The organism is Klenkia taihuensis, from assembly GCF_900112525.1.
Lineage (GTDB): Bacteria > Actinomycetota > Actinomycetes > Mycobacteriales > Geodermatophilaceae > Klenkia > Klenkia taihuensis.
In genome coordinates, this window is sequence record NZ_FOMD01000001.1 from 912,276 (window position 1) to 928,384 (window position 16,109).

At 75.5% G+C, this 16,109-nt stretch carries 17 protein-coding genes; 4 read left to right on the forward strand and 13 right to left on the reverse strand.

Going from position 1 to position 16,109, the window contains the following annotated elements:
* Positions 1-47: 47 nt before the first annotated feature.
* Entirely contained in the window at positions 48-263 is a 216-nt protein-coding gene (locus BM158_RS04470) for a hypothetical protein (protein ID WP_091555034.1), read from the forward strand.
* Here the strand turns inward: BM158_RS04470 and cysD are convergent.
* From cysD to BM158_RS04500, 6 genes are all read right to left on the reverse strand, one after another.
* The gene (gene cysD / locus BM158_RS04475) at positions 254-1,165 is read right to left on the reverse strand and encodes a sulfate adenylyltransferase subunit CysD (protein WP_091555036.1); all 912 of its coding nucleotides are present in this window, start codon (positions 1,163-1,165) and stop codon (positions 254-256) included. The genes BM158_RS04470 and cysD overlap by 10 nt on opposite strands.
* 92 nt (positions 1,166-1,257) lie before the next feature.
* Positions 1,258-1,989, reverse strand: coding sequence for an inositol monophosphatase family protein (locus BM158_RS04480; protein WP_091555038.1), 732 nt, complete (start codon positions 1,987-1,989; stop codon positions 1,258-1,260).
* A complete protein-coding gene (locus BM158_RS04485) occupies positions 1,986-2,717 on the reverse strand; it encodes a PaaI family thioesterase (RefSeq protein ID WP_091555040.1) in 732 nt (243 codons plus the stop codon). The genes BM158_RS04480 and BM158_RS04485 overlap by 4 nt, the downstream gene beginning before the upstream one ends.
* Before the next feature lie 25 nt (positions 2,718-2,742).
* Positions 2,743-4,155 (reverse strand): sensor histidine kinase, encoded by a 1,413-nt coding sequence (locus tag BM158_RS04490; protein ID WP_229827654.1) that lies wholly within the window; start codon positions 4,153-4,155, stop codon positions 2,743-2,745.
* A 145-nt stretch (positions 4,156-4,300) separates the two neighbouring features.
* On the reverse strand, positions 4,301-5,023 hold the full coding sequence (locus BM158_RS04495) for a response regulator transcription factor (protein WP_091061016.1): 723 nt from the start codon (positions 5,021-5,023) through the stop codon (positions 4,301-4,303).
* A gap of 121 nt (positions 5,024-5,144) precedes the next feature.
* A complete protein-coding gene (locus tag BM158_RS04500; RefSeq protein ID WP_091555043.1) occupies positions 5,145-5,921 on the reverse strand; it encodes a siderophore-interacting protein in 777 nt (258 codons plus the stop codon).
* Between the two features lie 293 nt (positions 5,922-6,214).
* Here BM158_RS04500 and BM158_RS21695 point away from each other — a divergent pair, with 293 nt between their 5' ends.
* Both BM158_RS21695 and BM158_RS04510 read left to right on the forward strand, forming a co-directional pair.
* Positions 6,215-6,424: a hypervirulence associated TUDOR domain-containing protein gene (locus tag BM158_RS21695; RefSeq protein WP_165628836.1), complete on the forward strand. Its 210-nt coding sequence runs from the start codon at positions 6,215-6,217 to the stop codon at positions 6,422-6,424.
* Complete coding sequence (locus tag BM158_RS04510) at positions 6,421-6,840, forward strand: DUF2795 domain-containing protein (protein WP_091555046.1); 420 nt, start codon at positions 6,421-6,423, stop codon at positions 6,838-6,840. Before BM158_RS21695 ends, BM158_RS04510 begins: the two co-directional genes overlap by 4 nt.
* 13 nt (positions 6,841-6,853) lie before the next feature.
* Here the strand turns inward: BM158_RS04510 and BM158_RS04515 are convergent, their stop codons facing one another.
* Positions 6,854-7,651, reverse strand: coding sequence for a hypothetical protein (locus tag BM158_RS04515; RefSeq protein ID WP_091555048.1), 798 nt, complete (start codon positions 7,649-7,651; stop codon positions 6,854-6,856).
* 211 nt (positions 7,652-7,862) lie between these two features.
* Between BM158_RS04515 and BM158_RS22260 the strand changes: the two genes are divergently transcribed.
* Positions 7,863-9,953, forward strand: a complete 2,091-nt coding sequence (locus tag BM158_RS22260) for a LytR C-terminal domain-containing protein (protein WP_242657452.1) — start codon at positions 7,863-7,865, stop codon at positions 9,951-9,953.
* Positions 9,954-10,082: 129 nt separating this feature from the next.
* Here the strand turns inward: BM158_RS22260 and pstB are convergent, their stop codons facing one another.
* The 6 genes from pstB to BM158_RS04555 all read right to left on the reverse strand — a co-directional run bounded on the left by pstB (position 10,083) and on the right by BM158_RS04555 (position 16,057).
* Entirely contained in the window at positions 10,083-10,862 is a 780-nt protein-coding gene (gene pstB, locus BM158_RS04530; RefSeq protein ID WP_091061034.1) for a phosphate ABC transporter ATP-binding protein PstB, read from the reverse strand.
* A 28-nt stretch (positions 10,863-10,890) separates the two neighbouring features.
* The gene (gene pstA / locus BM158_RS04535; RefSeq protein ID WP_091555051.1) at positions 10,891-11,970 is read right to left on the reverse strand and encodes a phosphate ABC transporter permease PstA; all 1,080 of its coding nucleotides are present in this window, start codon (positions 11,968-11,970) and stop codon (positions 10,891-10,893) included.
* Positions 11,970-12,926 (reverse strand): phosphate ABC transporter permease subunit PstC, encoded by a 957-nt coding sequence (pstC, locus tag BM158_RS04540; RefSeq protein WP_091555053.1) that lies wholly within the window; start codon positions 12,924-12,926, stop codon positions 11,970-11,972. The genes pstA and pstC overlap by 1 nt, the downstream gene beginning before the upstream one ends.
* Before the next feature lie 123 nt (positions 12,927-13,049).
* Positions 13,050-14,138, reverse strand: coding sequence for a phosphate ABC transporter substrate-binding protein PstS (gene pstS, locus BM158_RS04545; RefSeq protein WP_229827652.1), 1,089 nt, complete (start codon positions 14,136-14,138; stop codon positions 13,050-13,052).
* 210 nt (positions 14,139-14,348) lie between these two features.
* A complete protein-coding gene (gene mshD, locus BM158_RS04550; protein WP_091556315.1) occupies positions 14,349-15,260 on the reverse strand; it encodes a mycothiol synthase in 912 nt (303 codons plus the stop codon).
* A gap of 56 nt (positions 15,261-15,316) precedes the next feature.
* Positions 15,317-16,057, reverse strand: a complete 741-nt coding sequence (locus tag BM158_RS04555) for a winged helix-turn-helix transcriptional regulator (protein ID WP_091555057.1) — start codon at positions 16,055-16,057, stop codon at positions 15,317-15,319.
* Positions 16,058-16,109: the final 52 nt, after the last annotated feature.

Below are 16,109 nucleotides of genomic sequence, written 5' to 3' on the forward strand. Positions count from 1 at the left end.
TGGGTGTCTGGCTGGCTGGGGAGCGCACCGGGGCGGACGCTGACCGGGTGTTCCTCGCGCCGCTGGTGCCCGGCCTGCTGGTCGTGGTGGTCGGCTACCTGGCCGGCTACGGCGCCACCTCGCTGGTCGACCACCTGCTCGGCGGGGCACTGGGCCCGCGCACGCCCGAGGTGGTGGGCTGGCTGACCGGCCTGGTGCTGCTGGTGGGCGTGCTGTGGTGGCTGCTGCGCCGGCGCCGCCGTGCGGACCGGCATCAGAAGTAGCCCTCCTTCTTGCGGTCCTCCATGGCGGCGTCGCTGACCTTGTCGTCGCCGCGGGTGGCGCCGCGCTCGGTCAGCCGGGTGACCGCGATCTCGGCGATGACCTCCTCGACCGTCGACGCGGTCGAGCGCACCGCGGCGGTCAGGTTCGCGTCGCCGACGGTGCGGTAGCGCACCGACTCCCGGGTCACCGTCTCGCCGGGCTTGGCCGTGATGAACTCGTTGACCGCGTAGAGCATGCCGCCGCGGTCGACGACGTCGAGCTCGCGCGCCAGGTACAGCTCGGGGATCGCGATCTGCTCCTGCGCGATGTAGGACCAGATGTCCAGCTCGGTCCAGTTCGACAGGGGGAAGACCCGGATCGACTCGCCGAGGTGGATGCGGCCGTTGTAGAGGTCCCAGAGCTCGGGCCGCTGGTTCTTGGGGTCCCACTGGCCGAACTCGTCGCGGAAGCTGAACACCCGCTCCTTGGCCCGCGCCTTGTCCTCGTCGCGGCGGGCCCCGCCGAACAGCGCGGTGAACCCGTGCTGCTCCACCGCTTCGAGCAGCACCGGGGTCTGGATGCGGTTGCGCGAGCCGTTGGGCTCCTCGCGCACGGTGCCGGCGGCGATCGCGTCGGGCACCGAGGCCACCACCAGCTCGACGCCGAGCTCGGCCACCCGGCGGTCGCGGAAGGCCAGCACCTCGGGGAAGTTCAGGCCGGTGTCCACGTGCATCACCGGGAACGGGATGCGGGCCGGCGCGAAGGCCTTGCGGGCCAGCTCCAGCATCACGATGGAGTCCTTGCCGCCGCTGAACAGCAGCACCGGCCGCTCCAGCTCGGCGGCGACCTCGCGCAGCACGTGGACGGACTCGGCCTCGAGCGTCTGCAGCTGGGTCAGGTGCAGGTCGGCGGTGGTGGTCACGCGCGGGCGCTCCGGGACTCGGGGACGGCGGTCAGGACCTCCAACCACAGCGGTGTGGTGCGGATTCCGGCGACCAGTGTCCGGTACGGGCCTCAGCGCACCGCAGCCAGCACCCGGTCGGCCAGCTCGGGGCGGCACACCACCAGGTCGGGCAGCCACGCGTCTTGGGCGTTGTAGACCAGCGGCGACCCGTCCAGCCGCGACGTCCACAGCCCCGCGGCCCGGGCGACGGCGACCGGCGCGGCGGAGTCCCACTGGTACATCCCACCGGCGTGCACGTAGGCGTCGGCCTCGCCGCGCACGACCGCCAGCGTCTTGTAGCCGGCCGACCCCAGCGGCACCAGGACGGCGTCCAGCGCGGCCGCGGCGGCCCGGGCGACCTCGGGGGCGCGGGACCGGGACACCGCCACCCGCAGCGGCCCGGCCGGCACCGGGGGGACGACGGGCGCCGGGTCGGTGGCCAGCACCTCGCCCAACGCGGGCAGGCCGACCGCGCCGACGGTGAGGTCACCGGGGCCTCGCTCCCACAGCGCGACGTGCACCGCCCAGTCGTGCCGGCCACCGGCGCGGTACTCCTTGGTGCCGTCGAGCGGGTCGACCACCCACACCCGGTCCGCGGTCAGCCGTGCGGGGTCGTCGGCGGCCTCCTCGCTGAGCACGGCATCGCCCGGGCGGTGCGCGGCCAGCACCGCGGCGATCGCCCGCTGGGCGGCGGCGTCCCCGGCGTCCCCGAGCGCGCCGTCGCGCAGGTCGCCGTCCCGCAGCGGCAGCAGCACCTCGGCCGCGGCGCGGGCGGCCGCGACCGCGACCTGGACGTCGTTCACGGGGCGGTGCCGTCGGTCGCGGCCTCCGCGTGGCCCGGGGCCCGCTGGCCGTCGGCGGTGGTCAGGTCACCGAAGTAGCGCTCCAGCAGCTCGGGGCGCGGGGACACGAACACGCCCTCGCCGCGGACCAGCTCGCGGTCGGGCTCGGCGGCCAGCGCGACGGTGCCGGTGACGACGGTCTTGCGGCCGGAGGTCTCGGCGACCCGGCCGACGAGCACCAGCGGGGTCTGCAGCGGGACGGCGCCGCGGTACTCCAGGCCCAGGTGCGCGGTCATGCCCCACCGGCCGGCGAGGAACGCGGTGCTGCCCAGCAGCTGGTCCATGAGCATCGCGGTCATCCCGCCGTGGGAGTGCGCGGGCGGGCCCTCGTGCCGCAGCCCCAGGGTGCACTCGCCGACCACGGCGTCGCCCTCGCGCCGGAACCGCACCGGCGGGGCGAACCCGTGGCCGGCGCCGGAGACGGGGGAGTAGGTGCGGCGGAAGGTCGGCAGGTCGTCCAGCGCGGACAGGGTGTGCCGGTCGCGGGTGGCGGTGGCCAGCCGTGCGGTGAGCTCGCGCAGGCGGGCGGCGACGTCGGCCTGCTCGGCGGGGGGCACGGTGGTGGCGACGCTGGTCTCCAGCAGGTCCCGCACGGCGCTGCCCAGCTCGGTGACCGCCGCCTGCAGCTCCGGGTCGGGGGTGAAGGTGTCCTGCGGGGACGCGCCCCAGGACGACGGTGTCGTGGTCACCCGGGGGAGTCTGGCACCCGGGCGGTCAGTCCTGACCGGTCGGGCCCGTGCGGGGCAGCCGGACGGTGAAGGTGGCGCCCTGCCCGGGGGCGGTGGTGAGGGTGACCGTGCCGTGGTGCGCGGCGACGAGCGAGGAGACGATCGACAGGCCCAGCCCGCTGCCGCCGGCGACCCGCGCCCGGGAGGCGTCGGCGCGGTAGAAGCGCTCGAACACCCGCTCGGCGTCCTCGGGCGGCAGGCCCGGGCCCTCGTCGGCGACCGCGACCAGGACGACGTCGGGGTCGGCCGGGTCCTCGGCCACCCGCACGGTGATCGGGGTGCCGGCCGGGGTGTGGGTGAGCGCGTTGGTCACCAGGTTGGCCAGCACCTGGCGCAGCCGGCCCTCGTCGCCGAGCACCACGGGGACGTCGGTGAGGGAGTCGTCCATGTCCAGGGTGATCGGCCGGTCGGGGGCGACGGCACGGGCGTCGTGGACGGCGTCGTCGGCCAGCTCGCCCAGGTCCACCGGCAGCGCGTCGACCGGTCGCTGCTGGTCCAGGCGGGCCAGCTGCAGCAGGTCCTCGACGAGGGAGCCCATCCGCGCGGCCTCGGACTCGATCCGGCCCATCATCCGGTGGGTCTCGGCCGGCTCGGCGTAGGCGCCCTGCCGGTACAGCTCGGCGAACCCGCGGATCGAGGTCAGCGGGGTACGCAGCTCGTGGCTGGCGTCGGCGACGAACCGGCGCATCCGCCCCTCCGAGGCCCGGGCCTGCTCCTCCGAGGCGGCCTGGGCACGGAAGGCGCCCTCGATGCGGCCGACCATGCCGTTGAACGCCCGGGCCAGCCGGCCGACCTCGGTCCGGTCGTCGCCCTCGGGCACGCGCTGGGAGAGGTCCCCGGCGGCGATGGCCGCGGCGGTGTGCTCGACCTCGACCAGCGGGCGCAGGGAGGTGCGCACCAGCACGTAGCCGGTGACCCCGAGCAGCACCAGCACGACCAGCCCGACGACGACCTGGACGACGACCAGGTGGCCCAGCGTCGCCTGGTCCCCGGCCAGGTCAAGCCCGACCACGATGATCTGGTCGGTCGGCAGGGCCACGGCGATCAGCAGCCAGGTGGTGCTGCCGTCCCTGGCCTGCAGCGTGAAGGGCGCGTCGTAGTACTGCTGGATGGTCTGCGCGGTGATGCCCGACAGGTCGGGCAGGTCGTCGCCGGAGGTGTTGCCACCGTTGACGATGGCCCCGGACCCGCCGCTGTCGACGCAGGCCAGCAGCTCGGGCCCGACCAGCCGGTCGGGCTGCCCGCACGCCCGCTGGGCCTGCTGCACGTCCAGCAGCGAGTTGACCCGTTCGCGCAGCTGCTCCTGCTGCTGGTCGACCAGGTAGCTGCGCAGCATCGAGGTGCCGACGAAGCCGGTCACCGCGAGGGCGACGGCGACCAGGAGGACGAGCAGCGCCACCAGGCGCACCCGCAGGGGCACCCGGGTGCGCCACGGGTCGGCGGGGCGCCGGGCGGCCCTCGCCGGGGCGGGTGCGGACGCCGGGACGGGCGGGGAGGTGTCCTCCCCGCCCGTCCCGGCGGTCGTCGCGGTGTCGGCGGCGATGTCAGCTCCCGCGCGGCAGCCGAAGGGAGTACCCGACGCCGCGCAGCGTGTGCAGCAGCCGGGGCTCGGTGGTGTCGATCTTGCGCCGCAGGTAGGAGATGTAGGACTCCACGACGTTGGCCTCGCCGTTGAAGTCGTAGTTCCACACGTGGTCGAGGATCTGCGCCTTCGACAGCACCCGGCCCGGGTTGCTCATCAGGTAGCGCAGCAGCTTGAACTCCGTCGGCGACAGGCTGATCAGCTCGCCGGCCTTGAGGACCTCGTGGGACTCCTCGTCCAGCTCGATGTCGGCGAAGACCAGGCGCGGGGCCTCCTCGACCTTGCGGGCCCCCTGGGTGCGGCGCAGCACCGCGCGGATGCGGGCCAGCACCTCGTCGAGGCTGAAGGGCTTGGTGACGTAGTCGTCGCCGCCCAGGGTCAGCCCGGACACCTTGTCCTCGGCGGCGTCGCGCGCGGTGAGGAACAGCACCGGGGTGTGCGTGCCGTTCTGCCGCAGCCGGCGGACGACGCCGAAGCCGTCCAGGCCCGGCATCATCACGTCGAGCACGAGCAGGTCGGGGCGGAACTGCGCGGCGGCGGCCAGGGCCTGCTGCCCGTCGGCGGCGGTGGCGACCTCGAAGCCGGCGTAGCGCAGGCTCGCCGACAGCAGTTCCCGGATGTTCGGCTCGTCGTCGACCACGAGCAACCGCGCCTCGGGTGCTCGCTGGCCCACGGAACCGGTCATCTGTCCTCCCACGGAACGCTCGGGCGCGGTCGTCGTCATGGGCACACGGTGCGCACAGGGTCTGAGGTCGTCCTGGACGCTACCTGTGAGAACACTGCGAACGGGGGCGCCGACGGCCAGGTCAGCCCGCGGGCGACATGGCGCGGCCGCGCCGCCAGTACCCGATCGCGTGGTGCTGCGCCCGGCCCAGGCCCCAGCGCCCGCGCAGGTCGGCCCGCACGGCCCGGACGGCGGCGGACTCCGCGGCCACCCAGGCGAACACGTCCGCGCCCGCCGGCGGGTCGAGGGCGGCGACGGCGTCGGCCAGCAGCGGCAGCGTGCCGGGCTCGGCGTCCCCGCGGTGCAGCCAGCGGAGCGAGACCCCCGGCGGGGCCGGCAGCGGCTGCTCCTCGGCCGGGCCGGCCACCTCGAGCAGGGCGGTGCCCCGGGTCGCCGGGTCGGCGGCGGCCAGGATGCGGGCGACGGCCGGCAGCGCGGTCTCGTCGGCGGCCAGCAGCAGCCAGCCGGCCGGGCGGTCCCCGAGCGGGGCGCTGCTGGCCAGGCCGAGCACGTCCCCGGGCTGCGCCGCGGCGGCCCACGCGGCGGCCGGGCCGTCGCCGTGCCGGACGAAGTCGACGTCGACCTCGCCGGTGGCCGGGTCCTGCCGGCGCGCGGTGTAGCTGCGCAGGCTCACCCCGTGGCTGCCCTGCGGCCACACGACCCGGCCGTCGCGGGCGACCGCCGGCCACGCGGGCCCGCGGTCGCCGACGCGCGGCACCAGCACGGCGAGGGTGGGGTCGGCGGCGGCGACCACCTCGGGGGCGCCGCGCAGGGTGACCCGGACGACGGAGGGCGTGACCGGGGCGGAGGAGACCACGGTCAGCACGTCGACGGGGCGGGCGCCGGTCGGGTCGGTCACGACCGGCCAGCCTAGGGGGCGGGACGGGCCGACCCGGCCGGTCCCGGGGGAGGGGACCGACCGGGCCGGCGTCCGCGGGGCCGGTGCTCACCCTGCGTGAGATCCGCTGCGCTCACGGTGGGGATCTCCCGGGCCCGATGACCACGCTACGTGAGCACCGCGGCGCTGCGCCGTCGTCCGGCGGCGGTCTCACCCCGACGGGGGACGGCCGGACCGGCCGGCGGGGCCGGGTGTGCTACCCCCCGGCCGTGGGCAGTGGTCGGCGACACCGGACGCGAGCACAGGAGGGCACCGTGAGCGACGACCTGAAGAAGGGTGACGACGTCACCTGGAAGACCCACGGAACCGAGACCGAGGGCACCGTCACCCGCAAGATCACCGACGACACGAAGGCGGCCGGGCGCACCGTCAAGGCCAGCGACGACGACCCGCAGTACGAGGTCAAGAGCGACAAGTCGGGCAAGAAGGCCGTGCACAAGCCCGACGCCCTGGAGAAGCAGTGACCGGCCCCGGCGAGGACCGGCAGACCTCGGGCACGCACGGCGCCCGGGCGGACGACGTCCTCGCGGCCGAGGCCGAGCCCATCACCCGGTCCGGGCACAGCGGCCGGGCCGAGGAGTCCCGCGAGGTGGAGCCCAGCGGGGAGGACCAGCCCGACGTCGACCTGGCCCCGGACGGCACGCTGACCGGCGGGACGCCGACCGGCATCGACCAGGCCACCGTGCAGCTGCGCGCCGAGCTGGCCCGCTGGCTGGACCGGGCCGACTTCCCGGCCACCGGCGCCGAGCTGGTCGAGGCGGCCCGCGACCACCGGGCACCCGACGCGGTGGCCGACGAACTGGCCCGCCTCGAGCCCACGCGCAGCTACGACCGGGTCGGCGAGGTCGTGCGCGCCCTCGGCCACCCGACCGAGGGCTGAGGGAGGCCGGGGGTCAGCGCCGCTTGCCCCCGGCCTCCTCCTCGGCGATCTCCTCCGCGCCGCGGCGGCGGAACAGCTTGGACCCCGGGAAGCCCTTCGCCAGCTCCCGGAGGTCCTGCACGGTGTCGAGCAGGGCGTGCACGTCGGGCGCGACGTTGTCCAGCGAGGCGAGCACCGGGAGGATGTCCTCGTCCAGGTGCGTGACCAGGGTGGGCAGCCGGTCGACCAGGTGCACGAGGGCCTCGACCTCGGCCGGGTCCAGGTCGTCGGCGAAGCGCTGCAGCAGCGGCGCCAGCTGGGTCAGCGCCGGCTCGTAGGAGGCCAGCAGCGGGCTCGTGCGGTCCAGCAGCCCGCCGGCCGAGCCGACCAGCTCGTCGGCGCGCTCCCGGGTGGCCCGGGCCTCGGCGACCAGCGCGTCGGCGCCCTCCCGGGTCGAGCGCGCGCCGGCGACGAGGTCGTCGGCGCCCTGCCGGGTGCCCTGCGCCTGCTCGACCAGCGCGTCGGCCGCGCGCAGCGTGCTGCCCGCGCCGGCCACGGCGGCGTCGGCGGAGACGCGGGTGGCCTCGACGCCGCGGATGACCGCCTCGGCGCGTTCGCGGGTGCCGGCGACGTCGGCGACCGCGGTCTCGGCCCGGTCCACCACCGCCTCCACCCGGTCCAGCAGGGCGCCCACCCGGGTGAGCAGCTGCTCGGCCTGCCCGACGGCGGTGACCACCCGGGGGACCAGGGCGAGGGACTCGGCGACCAGGTCGCGCAGGCCCTCGGCGGCGCCGATCAGGTCGGCCGGGCCCGGTAGCTGCGGGAATCTCACCGGGCGGACGCTACGCAGCGGCGGCCCGCGCGGCGACCGCGAGGACCGTCGTCGTGACGGCGGGTCGACAAGTCGACCACGGCGTGTGAATCACACGGGTGTCGTTCAGCCCGTAGTCTGTGCGGACGGCGCCGCGGACGGCGTCGACGCGGAGCCGGTCGATCGCCATGTCGACCGGCCGGGGGACCACGACAGCGGGGTGCGGACACCGGTGGCGGAGCAGGACAGGCGCGGGGGACCCGACGAGGCCCCCGCCGTCCCCCCGCGTGCCCGGGGCGCCACCACCGACTCCCAGCTCACCGTCGAGGCGCTGCTCGCCCGCTCGCGCGAGGCCGCCGTCGCCGGCACCGGCGGGCGCCGCCGGGCCGACCGGCGGGCCTCCTCGCCCGCGCCGCCGTCCCGGCCGGCCTCGTCCGCGCCGCGGCCGAACACCACCACGCCCCCGCCGCCGCCCCGGCCGAGCAGTCCGCCGCCGGTGCGCGCCACCCCGGTCGCCCGCGCCGCCGCACCCGCCCGGCCGGCCCCGTCGCCCGGGCCCGCGTCCGCCCCGACCCCGCCGGTGCCGCCGTCGTCCGCCCGCCCGGACCCCTCGCCGGGCCCCGCCTCGGCCCCGACGCCCCCCGTCACCGCACCGGCCGCCCGCCCGGCCCCGTCGTCCGGCCCCTCGTCGGCGCCCCCGCCGCCGGTCCCGCCGCCCGTGTCCGCCGCCCCCGGGACCAGCGAGCTGCCGGCCTCCGGCATCGTGGTCGCCCCCGCCCCGTCCCCCGGTACGAGCGCGCTGCCGGCGCAGACCGCCGGGCCCCGGCCCACGCTGCCCCCGGTGCCGGCCGCCGAGGACGCACCCCCGGTGCGCGCGTCGGCCCCGGTCACCCGGCAGTCCGCGCCGGTGCCCCCGCTGCCCGGGACCGAGCGCGGTCGGCGTCCGTCCGCCCCCGTGCCGCCGCTGCCGGGCACCGAGCGGGCCCGGACGTCGGCACCGGTGCCGCCGCTGCCCGGGCTGCGGCCGGCCGCGCCGCTGCCTCCGATCCCGGGCCGCGACGTGCCCGTCCCCGAGGTGCCGCGCACCCGCGCCGAGCGGCTGGCTGCGCGCAGCCCGCTGCACCGCCGGCTGGTCCGCGTCGCCGTCGTGGTGTCGGTGCTCGTCGCCCTGGTCGGCGGGTTCTACGTCGGGCTCTACGTCTACGCCGACCGCTCGGTCGACCGGGTCGCCGCGCTGTCGACGACGGCGCCGGAGATCCTCGCCCCGCAGCTGCAGGACGGCGCCACCACCTGGCTGGTGCTGGGCACCGGCGCCCCCGGGGAGCAGGGCGCGGCGGCGGTCAGCGCCTCGCTGCTCCGGCTGACCGGTGACGGCGACCGCGCGCTCGTCCTCGACGTCCCCTCCACGGCCCTGGTGGACACCCCGCTGTGCCGCACGCCCGACGGCGAGGTCCGGCAGCCGGTGACCGAGCCGCTCGCGCAGGCGCTGGCCGCCGGCCCCGGGTGCCTGGTGCGGGCGGTGCAGCAGCTGTCGGGCCTGCGCGTGGACCACTACCTGGACGTCGACCTCGGCCGGGCCGGCGGCGGCGTCCCGGCGTCCTGCCCCACCGACGCGCTCCCCGTCGCGACCGTCGCCACCCTGCTCAACCCGGTGCGGGCGGTGTCCCTGGCGACCGGCGCGGCCGACGTCGCCACGACCGACGAGGAGACCTCGCTGGCCGACCTGCGCGGCCTGGCGGACACGCTGCGGGCGCTGCCGGCCGGCGCGGTCGAGCGCAGCTCGCTGCCCGTCGCCCGGCCCGGCTACCTGCCGGTCGGGTCGACCACCGCCGCGGTGGTGCTCGACGGCACGGCCACCCGCGAGCTGTTCGACTCCGTCATCAGCACCGGCGAGCTGCCCCCGCCGGTGCCGGCCGACCCGGCCACCCCGGCCGCGGGCGAGGACGTCAGCGTCACCGTCCCGCCGAGCGGGGTGACGGTGTCGGTGCTGGACGCCACCGGCGACACCACCGACCCGGCCACCGGCGCGGGCGCGGACACCGCGGCCGCGCTGGCCGCGCAGGGCTTCGTGCCCGGCGCGGTGGGCATCGAGCCGGCCGCGGTGCCCACCAGCCTGGTGCGCTACGCCCCCGACGCGGTGGAGCAGGCCCGCACCGTCGCCGCCGCCGTCCCCGGCGCGGTGCTCGAGCCGGTTGCCGCGCCCGGCAGCGGCGTCCAGCTGGTGGTCGCGAGCCCCGACCTCCCGGTGTCCCCGGTGGCCGTGGGCGCCGCCGTCCCCGACACCGCCCTGCCGGCCCGGGCCCCCACCGCCACCTGCGGCTGACCGGCCCGCGCTCCCGGTCCCACCACCACAGGTCGGCGCGGCCCTGGCGCCACTCGACGGGCGAGCCTGCGGGGACGACGGAGCCCCCGCCGACCGGTGGTCGACGGGGGCTCCGTGGTGGGTGCCGGCTCAGCCGAAGCGGCCCGAGATGTAGTCCTCGGTGGCCTTCTGGTCGGGGTTGGAGAAGATCTTCTCGGTCGGGTTGAACTCGATCAGCCGACCGGGCTGGCCCACCCCGTTGAGGTTGAAGAAGCCGGTCTGCTCGCTGACGCGGGCGGCCTGCTGCATGTTGTGGGTGACGATGACGATGGTGAAGCGGTCCTTCAGCTCCGTCATCAGGTCCTCGATGGCCAGCGTCGAGATCGGGTCCAGGGCCGAGCAGGGCTCGTCCATGAGCAGCACCTCGGGCTGGACGGCGATCGCGCGGGCGATGCACAGGCGCTGCTGCTGGCCTCCGGACAGGCCCGAACCGGGCCGGTCGAGGCGGTCCTTGACCTCGTTCCACAGGTTGGCGCCCTTGAGGGAGGACTCGACCAGGTCGTCGAGGTCGCTCTTCTTCATCTTGCGGGCGTTGAGCCGGACGCCGGCGACCACGTTGTCGTAGATGGACATGGTCGGGAACGGGTTGGGCCGCTGGAAGACCATGCCGATCTGGCGGCGGACGTCGACCGGGTCGACGTCGGAGCCGTAGAGGTCCTGGCCGTCGATGACGACCTTGCCCTCGACGCGGGCGCCGGGGATCACCTCGTGCATGCGGTTCAGCGACCGCAGGAAGGTGGACTTGCCGCACCCCGAGGGGCCGATCAGCGCGGTGACGCTGCGCGGCTCGATGGAGACGTTGACGCCCTCCACGGCCTTGAAGTTGCCGTAGAAGATGTCGAGGTCCGAGACGTCGATGCGCTTGGCCATGTCTGGTCCTTTACTCCTGGTTCCTCGGTCAGCGACCGGTCTTGGGGGCGAAGAATCGGCTGATCAGGCGGGCCACGACGTTGAGGGCCATGACGATGATGATGAGCACCAGGGCCGCTGTCCAGGCCCGGTCGATGCCGAACTGCGGCGGCACGCCCGGCTGGGTGAGCTGGTAGTAGGCGTAGACCGGCAGGGTGGCCATGCGCCCGTCGAAGGGGTCGAAGTTGGTGGCCGCGGTGATGCCGACGATCACCAGCAGCGGGGCCGTCTCGCCGATGACGCGGGCGATGGCCAGCGTCACCGACGTGCCCAGGCCTGCGATGGCGGTGGGGATGACGACCTTGGTGATCGTGCGCCACTTCGGCACGCCCAGGGCGTAGGAGGCCTCGCGCAGCTCGTTGGGGACGAGCTTGAGCACCTCCTCGGAGGACCGGACGACGACCGGGATCATCAGCACCGACAGCGCCACCGCGCCGCCGAGGCCGAACCGGACGCCGGGGCCGAAGAAGATCACGAAGAACGCGTAGGCGAACAGGCCGGCGACGATCGACGGGATGCCGGTCATGACGTCGACGAAGAACGTCAGGGCCTTCTTCAGCTTGCCGCGGCCGTACTCGACCAGGTAGATCGCGGCCAGCAGGCCGATCGGCACCGAGATCAGCGCGGCCAGGGCGGTGATGATCAGCGTGCCCATGATGGCGTGGTAGGCACCGCCGCCCTCGCCGACGACGCCGACCATCGAGTTGGTGAAGAAGGTGCCGTCCAGCCGGGTGATGCCGTTGCTGACCACGGTGTAGACCAGCGAGACCAGCGGCACCATGGCGATGGCGAACGCGGAGCTGACCAGGCAGGTGACCAGCCGGTCGGTGGCCTTGCGGGGGCCCTCGACGACCCGGGAGCCGACGTAGGTGACCAGGGTGCCCAGCACGATGCCGTAGACGGCGAACAGGCCCCAGGACCAGCCCGACAGCGCGGTGAGCAGGCCGGCGACGACGAGGCCGGCGACGAACAGCCCGGTGCCGCCGAAGCGGGGCAGGCCCCGCCGGGTGCGGACGGCGGGCGCCTCGGGCTCGGGCGCCTCGGGGCGGGTGGGGGCCGTGGTGGTCATCAGTTCGCTCCGGAGAAGTCGGCCCGGCGGTTGACCACGTACCGGGCGAGCATGTTGACCGCGAGGGTGATCACGAACAGCACGAGGCCGGTGAAGATCAGCGTGCTGACGCCCAGCCCGCTGGACTCGGGGAACTGCAGCGCGATGTTCGCCGCGATCGTGGAGGGGTTCGACGAGCTGATCAGGTTGAACGTCACGCCGCCGGAGACCGACAGCACGATGGCGACCGCGAGGGTCTCGCCGAGCGCGCGGCCCAGGCCGAGCATCGAGCCACCGATGACGCCGGACTTGCCGTAGGGCAGCACCGCCATCTTGATCATCTCCCAGCGGGTGGCGCCCAGGGCCAGCGCGGCCTCGCGGTGCAGCGCCGGGGCCTGGGAGAAGACCTCGCGGGAGATGGCCGAGATGATCGGCAGGATCATGATCGCCAGCACCAGGCCGGCGGTGAGCATCGTGCGGCCTGTCGCGGAGGCGGGGCCGGCGAAGAACGGGATGAAGGACAGGTTGTCCTCGGCCCAGGCGTAGAAGGGCACCATCGCCGGCGCGAGCGCGGCCAGGCCCCAGAAGCCGTAGACGACGCTGGGGATGGCGGCCAGCAGGTCGATCAGGTAGCCCAGCGTCGCGGCGACCCGCTTGGGCGCGTAGTAGGTGATGAACAGCGCGATGGCCACGCCCAGCGGGGTGGCGACCACCAGCGCGATGACGGCGGCGACCAGGGTGCCGAAGACGAGCGGGCCGACGTAGGCCCAGACGCCCTCGCCGCCGGCGATGTCCTCGGCCGGGGCGGAGATGGCGTCGAGGGACTCGGAGACCAGGAAGGCGGCCACCCCGGCGAGCACGAGCAGGATGAGGATGCCGGCGCCGGTGGACAGCCCGGCGAAGGTGCGGTCACCGGGGCTGCGGACCGGCTTGGGCGGCTGGGCGTCCTTGCGGCGCTGGGTGTCGAGCGAGGTCACGTGGACTCCGTGCGGGCGTGGCGGGCGGTGCGGGGCGTGGTGCGGGGGTGGTGCCGGCCGGCCGGACGGCCGACGCGCGAACGGCCCGGGCGCGGTGTGCGCGCCCGGGCCGTCCGCCAGGGGTCAGCTGCCGGAGGTGATGGCGTCGACCGCGGTCTGCGCCTGCTCGCGCAGGGAGTCCGAGATCGGCGAGCTGCCGGCGGCGGACGCGGCGGCGTCCTGGCCCTCGGAGCTGATCACGTAGGACATGAAGGACTTGACCAGGTCGGCCTGGGCGGCGTCCTCGTAGCTGATGCACCCGATGTGGTAGCTGACCAGCACGATCGGGTACTCGTCGGGGTTCTCGGTGGTGCGGTTGATGTCGTAGGCGAAGTCGTACTCGCCACGGCCGCTCTGCAGCTCCGAGCCCTCGACGACGGCCGCGGCGCCCTCCGGCGACGGCGCGACGAACTCGCCGCCGACACCGATGTTGGCCACGCCCAGGTCACCGGCCTGGGACTCGTCGGCGTAGCCGATCGCGCCCTCGCCGGCCTGGACGGCGGAGATCATGCCCGAGGTCTGGTTGGCGGCCTCGCCACCCTCCAGCGGCCACTCGCCGTCCGGCTCCTCGGTCCACACGTCGGGGGCGGTGGCCGACAGGTACTGGGTGAAGTTGTTCGTGGTGCCGGAGTCGTCGGCCCGGTGCACGGGGGTGATCGACGTCGAGGGCAGGGTCGCGTCCGGGTTGTCGGCGGCGATGGCCGCGTCGTCCCAGGTCGTGATCGCGCCGGTGAAGATCCCGGCCAGGGTGGCGGGGGAGAGGTTCAGGTCGTCGACGCCGGGGAGGTTGTAGACCACGGCGATGGCCGAGATGTAGTTCGGCAGCTCGAAGATGCCGTCGGTGCCGCAGCGCTCCTCGGCCTGGGTCAGCTCCTCCTCGTCGAGGGGGGAGTCCGAGCCGGCGAAGTCCACGCCGCCGGAGAGGAACTGCTCCCGGCCGCCGCCGGAGCCGACCGGGTCGTAGTTCACGGTCACGTCGGGCTGCTGGGCGTTGTAGCCGGCGACCCACCCCTGGACGGCGGCCTGCTGGCTGGAGGCGCCGGCGCCGTTCAGGGTGCCGCTCAGCTGCTCCTGGCCGCCCGAGGCGTCCGCGGAGGTGCCACCGCCGCCCTCGTTCGAGGCGCCGCAGGCGGCGAGCGCGAGGGTGCTGGCGAACGCCGCGGACAGGGTCACGGCGCGCGTCTTGGTGCTGAGCTTCAACTCAGTGCCTTTCCGATGGTGCCCGGACGTCGGTGCCGGGCAGTGAGGTCCAACGGGGAGGACGCTAGGGAGCCGAGGTGGACGGATCTGGCTGCGTCGGTGAACGCGGGATGAACGCCGACGGAGGTCTGCGCCACACCCGGGCGGACCGCGGACGGCGACCAGGTGAACGGGGGCGCGTCGTCAGGCGCGCACGGCCTCGCGGTGCCATTGGACGTCGGCGGAGAACCGGGTGAAGCCGGACTTCTCGTAGAGCGAGACCGCGGCGGTGTTGTCGGCCTCGACGTAGAGCAGCACCTCGCCCAGCCCGCGGCCGCGCAGGTGCGCCAGGCCCAGGTCGGTCAGCGCCCGGCCCAGCCGCAGCCCCTGCGCCTGCGGGGCGATGCCCAGCACGTAGACCTCGCCCACGGCCTCGTCGGCCGCCTCGCCGGGCGGGTGCACCTTGGTCCAGTGCGAGCCCAGCAGGGTCTCGCCGTCGGGCCCGGTGCGCCAGGCGAGCAGGAAGCCGGCCGGGTCGAACCACTCCTCGGCCTCGCGCAGCTCCAGGTCGCGGCGGGTCATCCCGCCCTGCTCGGGGTGGTGAGCGAAGGCGGCGGCGTTGACGGCCAGCCAGGCGTCCTCGTCCACCCCGGGGCGGAAGGGCCGGACGACGACGTCGTCGGGCAGCGCGGGCGAGGGGTCGGGGTCGACACCGGCCAGCGGCATCCGCATCTGCAGCAGGGTGCGGGCGCGGGTCCAGCCGCGGGCGGTGCCCAGCTCGGTGGACCCGGGCAGCTCGCCGTGCGCCCAGACGGCCAGCCGGTCGTCCCCGGCCAGCTCCTCGAGCTGGGCGGCCAACGCCGCGCCCAGCCCGCGGCGGCGGAAGCGGGGGTGGACGACGAACTCGGCCTGCCAGCCGTCGCCGTCCCGGTCCAGGCGCGCGTAGCCCGCCGGGCCGTCCGCGTGGTGCAGGAGCACGTCCCGGCCGTCGTCCGGCCCGCCGTGCCGCAGCCGGAGCTCGGCCTCCTCGCTGAGGGGACGGACGCCGTCCTCCCGCGCGGCGGCCTCGAGGGCCTCGACCGCGGCGGCGAGCACCGCGCCCTCGCTGCGCGGCACGACCGACACCCCGACGGCGACGGGGCCGTCGGGGAGGGGGTCGAACCGGGGTGCGGTCAGGAGACGACCGGCTCGTCGGTGGTCTCGGCGGCCACGTTCGCCGCCGCGGTGGCGTCGGCCACCTGCTGGTCGAGCTTGTAGCCGACGTTGCGCACGGTGCCGATCAGCGCCTCGTGCTCGGTGCCGAGCTTGGCGCGCAGCCGCCGGACGTGCACGTCGACGGTGCGGGTGCCGCCGAAGTAGTCGTAGCCCCAGATCTCCTGCAGCAGCTGCGCCCGGGAGAAGACCCGGCCCGGGTGCTGGGCCAGGTACTTGAGGAGCTCGAACTCCTTGTAGGTCAGGTCGAGCGGGCGGCCGCGCAGCTTGGCGGAGTAGCTGTGCTCGTCGATGACCAGCTCGCCGGCCTTGGTGACGCCGCCGTCGTCGGCCGCGTTCGGGGCGCTGGCCGCCTGCCGGCGGGCGGTGGCCCACTTCAGCCGGGCGTCGACCTCGGCCGGGCCGGCGGTGTCCAGGACGACGTCGTCGACCCCCCAGTCGGCCGACAGCGCGACCAGCCCGCCCTCGGACAGGACGGCGACCAGCGAGGCGGCCACCCCCGTGGAGGACAGCAGCGCGCACAGCGTGCGGGCCGAGACCAGGTCGTGGCGGGCGTCGACCAGCACCACGTCGCCGGCGTCGCCGTCGAGCAGGCTGGACAGCTCGGGGGCGACCACCCGGACCTGGTGGGCGAGCAACCCCAGGGCAGGCAGGACCTCGGTGGTCGCCTGACGGGCGGAAGTCATGAGCACGAGCCGCATGCCGTCTCCTCACAGGTGGCGTCGACACCGGTGTCGGGGGGAGAGCGCAGAC

Bases quoted from the DNA above. Each gene is read 5' to 3' on its own strand.
- BM158_RS04495 (WP_091061016.1), bottom strand. From the start codon at position 5,023: ATGACCGGTTCCGTGGGCCAGCGAGCACCCGAGGCGCGGTTGCTCGTG.
- BM158_RS04555 (WP_091555057.1), bottom strand. From the start codon at position 16,057: ATGCGGCTCGTGCTCATGACTTCCGCCCGTCAGGCGACCACCGAGGTC.
- pstB (WP_091061034.1), bottom strand. From the start codon at position 10,862: ATGGCCAAGCGCATCGACGTCTCGGACCTCGACATCTTCTACGGCAAC.
- pstA (WP_091555051.1), bottom strand. From the start codon at position 11,970: ATGACCACCACGGCCCCCACCCGCCCCGAGGCGCCCGAGCCCGAGGCG.